Source organism: Lampropedia puyangensis (genome assembly GCF_004833285.1).
Lineage (GTDB): Bacteria > Pseudomonadota > Gammaproteobacteria > Burkholderiales > Burkholderiaceae_C > Lampropedia > Lampropedia puyangensis.
In genome coordinates, this window is the sequence record NZ_STFG01000040.1 from 1 (window position 1) to 8,403 (window position 8,403).

Sequence of the window (8,403 nt, forward strand, 5' to 3'; positions counted from 1 at the left end):
ATGAAACAGTTCGGGCTTACCAACGTTCAGATATGATTGAACGGCGCAGAGATTTGATGATGCACTGGTCGAATTATTGCGATTTAAAAAGCATTAGTTGCCCAAAATAGCCATGCCAGCTATCAAGCGATAAGGCTTGAGTGTACGACCGGTTCCTCCGGAAAATTCGACAAAGATGCCAACTAGGTCATGAACCGGAACAACAGTCGCAGGTGCTTTGGTAGAAAAATTAAGTGGGATTGCAGAGCGACGTGATCACTACGGTGATCATGCCGATCTCCACACAGTAACCCGCAATTTTTCTGATCCCACAACGCTCACGCATCGTAGGGTGCTGCAACAGCTAGATCTGCTATGACCACAGAACATTTTGCAGAACACAGCGAACTAAGTCTGCCAGAAAATGACTCGCGCCCCCTAAACCCCCACTCTGGTCATCCATCCTAATTTAGTGGTAAGCATCATCGTCAACCGCGATCTGGTGCAGCGCCCCAATCAGTCACGGCTCTTCAACCAAGGAACCTCATGATAAGCAAGACTAGAGAACTGCAGCTAGAGACGTTCATTGCTAGGGGTTAGGGGTCAAAAATGAGCAAAACAAAAACTCTGACATCAAACTGTGATGCCGGCGCATAAATCGTCATCAGCAAACGCGCGTCAACGATTGCTGTCGCCCAGCTTGATGCTCAGCGACCATGCCGCCATCGCGATGATGAAGATCGCGAAAAACTGCGCGGCCGGGAGAAATCCCAGGTGCTGGGCAGCGTAACCTGCAGCCATTGCCAAAAGCGCGTTGGGCAGGTAGCTGGCGATGTAGAAGGCCGAAACCAGTCCGGCGCGTTCCTCCGCCCGCACCTTTGTCACCAGGCTACGCAGCACACCCAGGAATCCGCCACCGAAGCCGATGCCCGTCGGCAGCGATCCCAGCAGGATCAGAATTGGGCTGTGCAGCACCGTGCCAGCCAGAACCAAGGCCGTGCCAGAGATGATCGTCAGCCCGGCCCAACGACGTGCGTTCGCCGCAGAACGGTTGCGCAACAGCAGTACCGCCGCTGCTCCCGCTAGTGTCATGACCCCGACGGCAGCGCCACTCAGCCATGCCATGGACGGGGTGGACGTCATTTCGTGGAAGAGTCCTGGCAACAGCGAGAGGAACAGCGCGCCCAAACCCCAAACCGCCACATTCAGCGGAAGAATGCGCACGAAAGTCGAGCGCAAACCACGCGGAATCTCGACCCTTGGCCGCAGCGACAAGCCATAGCTGAGCCGATCCGGGAACGTTTCTGCGGAAGCCAATGTCCGCACGAGCTGAATCAGGCTGATGCCCAAAGCAACGGCGTACACGAGGCGCAGAGGCAACGGTGCGAACTGGACTAATGCGCCAGCCCCGAGTGCGCCCATGGCCATGCCGACCATAGGCGCCAAGCTATTGATCAGTGCGCCGGTCTTTTGATCCACATCCAACAGCGCCGCGGCCACGGCAGTGGTCGCGATTCCGGTGGCGAAACCTTGCACCAGCCGCGCAGCAACCAGCCAGTGGCCGCTGTCCGCAACCAGGAACATGACCATCGCTACGCACTGAACAACGAGTGCTGCCACGATGACCGCGCGCCTGCCCAAATGGTTGGACAGTGCGCCCAAAAAAAGCAGCGAGACCAGCAATGCGCCGACATAGGCTGCGAAGATCACACTGATCAGGAAGGCCGAGACTCCCCAACTGGCCTGATACAGCGGAAAAAGCGGGGTCGTCATGCTCGACGCCGCAAAGAAGAGGATGATGGTCAGACCGTGCAGCGCCAACGAGGCAGTTGTGCCTCCGCTGGCTGGTCGCGTGTGCTGATGAGTAGTCATAACATGTCGCATTCGATAAAAGCTAAAATATTGCTTTTGAGACATCACTCTACCACTAAAGCTAATTTTTTGCTTTAGTGTTGGTTGGCGTTGAAGCGACAGCTATCGGGACACACCATGAAAGATGCAGGGCTTTCCTTGAAGAATCAGACGGATGCGACCCAACCGGCAGGCACTCGTCCCGGTGGCCGGGCTGCACGCATTCAAGGGGTCGTGCTGGAGGCAGTGGAGTCGCTCAAGAAGGAAAGACCAACAGCCGAAATCACCGTGCCGATGATTGCTGCACGGGCGAACGTGACGCCTTCGACCATCTACCGCCGTTGGGGCGGTGTGGCACCGCTGTTAGCCGATGTGGCGGTGCGCCAGTTCCAGGCCGATGCGCTACCGCCTGACAGTGGCAACTGGCGCCAGGATCTGTCGACATGGTTGGAGCAGTTTGTCGACGAGATGGGTTCAGGGCCAGGCCGCGACTTGCTGCGTGAAGCGTTGGCGCTGGGCAATACCGAGCGGGCGGGACAATGTACGGAATGCATCCTCAGCACCCTGAACAGCATCATCGCCAGAGGTGTGGAGCAAGGCGCTTCACCCCCCGACTCGCAGAGACTGCTCGATCAAGTGGTAGCGCCGGTGATCTATCGCATTCTGTTTACGCCCAAGTCACCGGATATCGCTTACGCCACGGGCCTGCTGGATGAATGTCTTGCGCAAGCGGTACGAAAAACAGCGTGACAGGCAGCCATGAGACGACGCAGCGATTGCTGACGATTTGTGTGGCAACTGCTCAAGCCAGCTCCAGCGTGAAGCGGGGATGGCCGGCGATGACCTGACAAATTTGCTCAAAGTACGTCGGGCCTTTGCCAGCCTCCAACGCATGCAGCGCACCCAGCCAGTGCTGGTGGTTGAAGGTATCGGGGCGGGCCATCTTGTCGAGGTAGTGGGCGCGCGTTGCGGCGTGTCCGAGCTGTGTGCGGCTGTGCTCGGCATTCAGCCAGCGTAGCTTTACCGGAGCATTGCCTTGCGCTGCGCCATACCCTCCGTAGAGCATGTCGTCCAACGCATCGAGGCTGACGCCCAGTTCCCAGTCTTCCTGCGCCATGAAGACGCGATTGATCTCAGCGTAGAAATCCGCGATGCCATCTATGCGGGCGCCGTCGATCGACAGTGTGCGTTCGGGAGAGTTCGTTTGATTCATAACTCAGTAGCTATAAAGTGAAGCCACCTTGTTGGTCAAAGTGGCGACAGGTTGGTGGATTACCCTGAGCGCCTCAATGCATCGCTGCAGCCTCCGCAAGCTGCGCCGGCTCCATCAGTGCAAAGGCCGAACGCATTTCACGCGCTTCCTCGCCGGGGCTGCGGCCGAAGAGCCGCTTGAACTCGCGGTTGAACTGCGAGGGGCTTTCGTAGCCGACGCGCACCGCAGCGCCGGCGGCCGTGACATGGTCGCGGATCATCATCAGCCGTGCCTGGTGCAGCCGCACCGACTTGATGTACTGAATGGGAGAGGTGTCAGTCACGGTCTTGAAATGCGCATGAAAGGCCGGCACGCTCAGGCCCGCCTCGCGCGCCAGCGCGGCCACGTCCAGCAGTTGTGCGTAGTCGGTGTGGATGCGCCGCAGCACGCGCGCGATGCGGCCGAAGTTGCCGTGGCTGGCCAGGGCCGCGCGGATGGCGCCGCCTTGTTCCCCAAGCAGAACACGGAAGCACAGTTCGCGAACGATGGCTGGCCCCAGCACACGCGCTTCCAGCGGCGAGCGTAAGGCTCTCAGCAGACGCACGGTGGTGTCGGCCAGCGTGGCGTCCAAAGGCGTCGAGACGATACCGGCGGGCGCCGTGGACGCGGCGCTGGCCTGTTGATCGACCTCGATGACCAGATCGGCTACGGCCGTCATGTCCAGACGCACGGACACCGCCAGCAGAGGCTCCTGCGGACTGGCATCGGTTTCGGTGGAGAACGGCAGTGGCACCGACAGCACCAGATAGTGCTGAGGGTCGTAGTGATAGACCCGATTGGCGAGGTAACCGCGCTTGTGGCCCTGGCAAACGATGACGATGCTCGGCTCGTACAGCACGGGCGTGCGCCCCAGCGGGCCATCGGCACGCATCAGTCGCACACCATCGAGCAGCGAGCGGGTATGACCTTCTTGCGGGGCCAGTTGCAAGATCAATTCGGCCATCTCCGCCTGCCGTGACAAGTCGGGTTGTGCATAGGGCATTGCGTTACCGTCATGGAATGATGAAATGGCTATATTTTTGCATCATCTGGCCATCTCATGGTTGCTTATAAATAGGATTAGGCAATGATGCAAGAGGTATCGACCTAGTCCATCCAGGCCGTCCTCCCTACGATTTCGCCTTGTTTGCAACGCCTTGGCTTGCCCCTGCGCCAGCCAAGAAAGCACAAGGAGAAATCATGCAATCCACAACACAGGGCACCGCCAAGGTCATCGTGCTCACCGGCGCCAGCAGCGGCATCGGCGAGGCCACGGCCCGCCATTTGGCACGGCAAGGCCACCACCTCTACATCGGCGCACGGCGCCTGGACCGGCTCACCGCCCTGCAGGACGAACTGCGCGCCGAGGGCGGTCATGTCGAGACGATGGCGCTGGACGTCACGCGCCAGGAAGACCTGCAAACCATCGTCGCCCAAGCTCACGCCGCGCATGGCCGCGTCGATGTACTCATCAACAACGCCGGTGTCATGCCGCTGTCGCCACTGGCCGCGCTGAAAATCGAAGAGTGGAACCGCACGCTGGACGTCAACGTGCGCGGCGTGCTGCACGGCATTGCCGCCGTTCTGCCGATCATGCAGGCGCAAGGCAACGGGCACATTGTCAACATCGCCTCGGTCGGCGCGCATCAGGTGTGGCCTTCGTCTGCGATCTATTGCGCCAGCAAGTTCGCGGTGCGCGCCATCTCCGATGGGTTGCGCCAGGAAACCGATGCCATCCGGGTGACGCTGGTCAGCCCCGGCGTGGTCGAGTCCGAACTGGCTGATCACATCACCGATCCAGCCGCGCGTGAGGCCATGGTTGCTTTCCGTCGCATCGCCTTGCCGCCCCAGGCCGTGGCACAGACAATCGCCTATGCCATCGCACAGCCCGACGGCGTGGACGTGAGCGAACTCATCGTGCGTCCTACGGCCAGTCCGTATTAAGCGAACGGTGCTCACGGCCAGCGAAGTTTCCCGTATCGGGGCTAGACCGCTCACACACTTTTCAACAACTCAGGAGTTTTCATCCATGCGACAACAAACACATCCTTCCAAAGTCTGGTTCATCACGGGCGCCGCGCGTGGCATTGGCCTGTCACTGGCGCGGCAGGCATTGGCCCGGGGCGATGCCGTGGCTGCCACTTCGCGCACGCTGGCCAGCCTGAATCAGGCGTTTGGGGACAGCAGCGATCGGCTGCTTGCTCTGGAGGTGGATCTGGTCAATGAGGCCAGCGTGCAAGCTGCCATCGACAAGACTGTCGCCACCTTCGGCCGCATCGACTGCGTGGTCAACAACGCCGGCTACGGCCAGCAGGGCAGTGTCGAGGCCTTGAGCGACGCTGAACTGCGCCGTCAGTTCGACGTAAACGTGTTCGCGCCGTTGCATGTTCTGCGCCACGCGCTGCCCCACTTGCGGGCCCAGCGCAGCGGGCATGTGTTCAACGTGGCCTCCATCGTCGGATTCCAGGGCGGGTATGCAGGCTGGGGCAGCTACGTGGCCAGCAAGTTCGCGCTGGCGGGCCTGACCGAGACCTTGGCCGCCGAACTGGCCGAGCTGAACATTAAGGCGACCGTGGTCTATCCCGGCCCGGTGCGCACGGGTTTCCTGTCCAAGGACACGCTGGTGGTTGCAGGGCGTTCGATCGCCGACTACACCGAGGCCCAGGCCTCGCTGGATCTGCACTTGAACGGCCTGGACGGCAAGCAGGCGGGCGATCCCGAGAAGGTGGCCGCGCTGATCCTGCACGCTGCCGCAGTGTCCGAACCCCCGGTGCACCTGTTTGCGGGCAAGATCGCCAACACCCTGGCCGAGCAGAAAATGCAGGCGGTGCAGCAGGACCTTCAGGCCTGGCGCGGTGCATCCGATGCCACGGATTTCACCGAGTAATCTCGCAAGATGGCGGGCACGCGGCCCGGTGCTGCGTGCCCCGATTTGGCCTATGAGGAGATCACGCCATGCTCCATGAATTGCCCGCCGAGAAAGCCTATCGCGTCCTCGAATCCGGTCCCATTGTGCTGGTCTCGACCCGCGCCAGCGATGGCCGCGCCAACCTGATGACGATGGGCTTCCACATGATGATGCAGCACGATCCACCCTTGGTCGGCGCGGTCATCGGGCCGTGGGATCACAGCCATCAAGCGCTGTCGGAAACCGGCGAATGCGTGCTGGCCGTGCCCACGGTGGATTTGGCCGAGACGGTGGTGGATATCGGCAACTGCTCGGGCGATGCGCTCAACAAATTCGCACATTTCGGCCTGACGCCCGCGCCGGCGCAAACGGTGGATGCACCGCTGGTGCGCGAATGCTGGGCGAACCTGGAATGTCGCGTCACCGACGATGGCTGGGCACGCCGCTACAACCTGTGGGTGCTGGAGGTCCAACGTGTCTGTATTGATACTGCACGCGAGGAAACGCGGTTGATCCACCACCAAGGAGATGGCCGCTTCAGTGTCGATGGCGACACGCTAGACCTGGCCGAGCGCATGGTGAAGTGGCGATATTTGATGGATCGATGATCGGTGACAGGCGAGGCGCAAGAGCACATCCCCCAACACATGTCGGCCCCGCATCGGCTCTGCCAAGTACCCAGTGCCACTTGGAACCGCCTGATTACAGAGGAGGTCCACCTGATCAGTCCCTACCACCAGGATTTACGAGACAATTTCACCCCTGCGAATCGCTTGGGCAGTCGTTACCACTCCTAGGCGCTTGCGAATACGACGTAGATGATTCTCGATCGTGCGTTCGGAGAGACCGAGTGTTGCGGCAATTTCGATCTGTCGACGACCTGCGGCTGTCCAAGCGAGTACCTCGCGCTCTCGCTCAGAGAGGCCTCCAATACTGTCTTCGGCAGGACTTTCTAGCAGTTTACGAGCAGTCATAAAAGCTGCGTGTGCGATAAGACGGAAAGCCATTCTGACTTGTGCTGAGGCATTGATCCGCTCGCCCCCGACGCTCATCGCACCTTCCAATCCTGATAAGCCGTACACGGGAACCTGAAGCCCGTGGACGCCCAGGCCTACAGGTGCACGAACGACCCGGTACCGTCCACCTTCAGTTCCAATCGTTTTTGTCCAGAAAAAGGATTCACTGGTCTCGAGAATGTGGCGCATGACAGGACAGTGACGTATGTAAGTCTCGGCATCGATTGCGCCTCCGTTGCTGAACCAATCGCCTTCAACCCAATAGACGCGCTCAACCAGTTCATCTCTCGCAGTTGACGCAGAAAACAGAACAAAGCGGTCGTAGCCAAAGTGGATTCCATACGAGCGAACCTCGTCTTGGATCAAAACCAGGCTTTTTGCGCCCTCAATCGCAAGGGCGCATCGAAACGCAGCTTCCGCTACCTCCGCATTCCTCATCAGGCTTTCGCTTCCTTAAGCAATGAGTCCGCTGCAAGCTTGCCAAGTGCATTACCTGCCAGGGGACTGTCTCCCGTAATCAGTTTGCGATCTTTGTGAACCGCCCCTGAAATGCCATCATTGATAATCTCGAAGCCGAGTGCTTTCAACTTTTCTCCGAATTTCCATGTCAGGTGACCCGGCATGTAACCGATCTCTGGCGTCTTGGCGTCTAGCGCATCAGGAAACGCACAAATTTTGTAGCCGCGATAGATGTCACTGTCACCGACGGCAAGAAAAGCCGCCGGTCCATGACACAGGGAAATCACAAACTTGTCATTTGATGCAGCCCACTTTAGCACCGCACCGACCTCTTTGTTGTGGGGAAGCCCAATCAGCGCACCATGACCTCCAGGGATAAAGATGGCAGCATAGTCGTCGAGGCCTTGTTCGATCACTCTCGATAGCATCATCGGTTGCTTGAACTGCGGATGGTATTTATCGAAAAAACCTTTGACTTCCTCATCCTCCGACGGCATCGCCCAGTATTCGAATTTAACGGGATTTCCCGATATGGTTGCCACATCAAAAGCAAATCCGGCTTTATCTAAGTGATACATCGGCAGCAATGTCTCCACCGGATGGTTTCCGGTAGAAAAAAATGTTCCGTTGTCAGTCAGAAGGTAGCGCTCATCTGCACCGATCATCAGAATCTTTTTGCTGCCCGTATAGCGATTCGCATAATCGACATCACTTAAATCGGATTTTTTCGAGGTGAATTGACTTAATGAATAAGTCGAGGGGAAGAACGCATTGTTCTCCGCAACGTCAGGTTGTGGCTTCTTGTCGTAAGTGTATTGATCAGTCATGGTTAACCTCACCGGTCATGTGTACAAAGCCCCGACAATGCCGTAACAAGCGCGGCAACGCAATGAGGGATTTCCGTCAATGGATCGCGCAGCAAAGGTGAATCGCACCGGTATCCGTGGAGGCTGAATCTC

At 58.8% G+C, this 8,403-nt stretch carries 9 protein-coding genes; 4 read left to right on the top strand and 5 right to left on the bottom strand.

Annotated features, from left to right (window positions below; translation table 11 throughout):
* Positions 1–657 precede the first annotated feature (657 nt).
* On the bottom strand, positions 658–1,851 hold the full coding sequence (locus tag E9531_RS17015) for an MFS transporter (protein WP_211343479.1): 1,194 nt from the start codon (positions 1,849–1,851) through the stop codon (positions 658–660).
* Positions 1,852–1,968: 117 nt separating this feature from the next.
* Here E9531_RS17015 and E9531_RS17020 point away from each other — a divergent pair, with 117 nt between their 5' ends.
* A complete protein-coding gene (locus tag E9531_RS17020; RefSeq protein ID WP_170181428.1) occupies positions 1,969–2,580 on the top strand; it encodes a TetR/AcrR family transcriptional regulator in 612 nt (203 codons plus the stop codon).
* A 52-nt stretch (positions 2,581–2,632) separates the two neighbouring features.
* On the opposite strand, the gene E9531_RS17025 is transcribed toward E9531_RS17020, so the two are convergent.
* Together E9531_RS17025 and E9531_RS17030 are read right to left on the bottom strand one after the other, a co-directional pair.
* On the bottom strand, positions 2,633–3,043 hold the full coding sequence (locus tag E9531_RS17025; protein WP_136574969.1) for a barstar family protein: 411 nt from the start codon (positions 3,041–3,043) through the stop codon (positions 2,633–2,635).
* Between the two features lie 73 nt (positions 3,044–3,116).
* On the bottom strand, positions 3,117–4,025 hold the full coding sequence (locus E9531_RS17030; RefSeq protein ID WP_136574970.1) for an AraC family transcriptional regulator: 909 nt from the start codon (positions 4,023–4,025) through the stop codon (positions 3,117–3,119).
* Between the two features lie 236 nt (positions 4,026–4,261).
* Here E9531_RS17030 and E9531_RS17035 point away from each other — a divergent pair, with 236 nt between their 5' ends.
* From E9531_RS17035 to E9531_RS17045, 3 genes are all read left to right on the top strand, one after another.
* The gene (locus E9531_RS17035) at positions 4,262–5,005 is read left to right on the top strand and encodes an SDR family oxidoreductase (protein ID WP_136574971.1); all 744 of its coding nucleotides are present in this window, start codon (positions 4,262–4,264) and stop codon (positions 5,003–5,005) included.
* 85 nt (positions 5,006–5,090) lie between these two features.
* Complete coding sequence (locus E9531_RS17040) at positions 5,091–5,948, top strand: SDR family oxidoreductase (protein WP_136574972.1); 858 nt, start codon at positions 5,091–5,093, stop codon at positions 5,946–5,948.
* 68 nt (positions 5,949–6,016) lie between these two features.
* Positions 6,017–6,577, top strand: a complete 561-nt coding sequence (locus E9531_RS17045; RefSeq protein WP_136574973.1) for a flavin reductase family protein — start codon at positions 6,017–6,019, stop codon at positions 6,575–6,577.
* 135 nt (positions 6,578–6,712) lie between these two features.
* Here the strand turns inward: E9531_RS17045 and E9531_RS17050 are convergent, their stop codons facing one another.
* Together E9531_RS17050 and hchA are read right to left on the bottom strand one after the other, a co-directional pair.
* Positions 6,713–7,423, bottom strand: coding sequence for a PA1136 family autoinducer-binding transcriptional regulator (locus E9531_RS17050; RefSeq protein WP_136574974.1), 711 nt, complete (start codon positions 7,421–7,423; stop codon positions 6,713–6,715).
* Entirely contained in the window at positions 7,423–8,271 is an 849-nt protein-coding gene (hchA, locus tag E9531_RS17055) for a glyoxalase III HchA (protein WP_136574975.1), read from the bottom strand. The genes E9531_RS17050 and hchA overlap by 1 nt, the downstream gene beginning before the upstream one ends.
* Positions 8,272–8,403 lie beyond the last annotated feature (132 nt).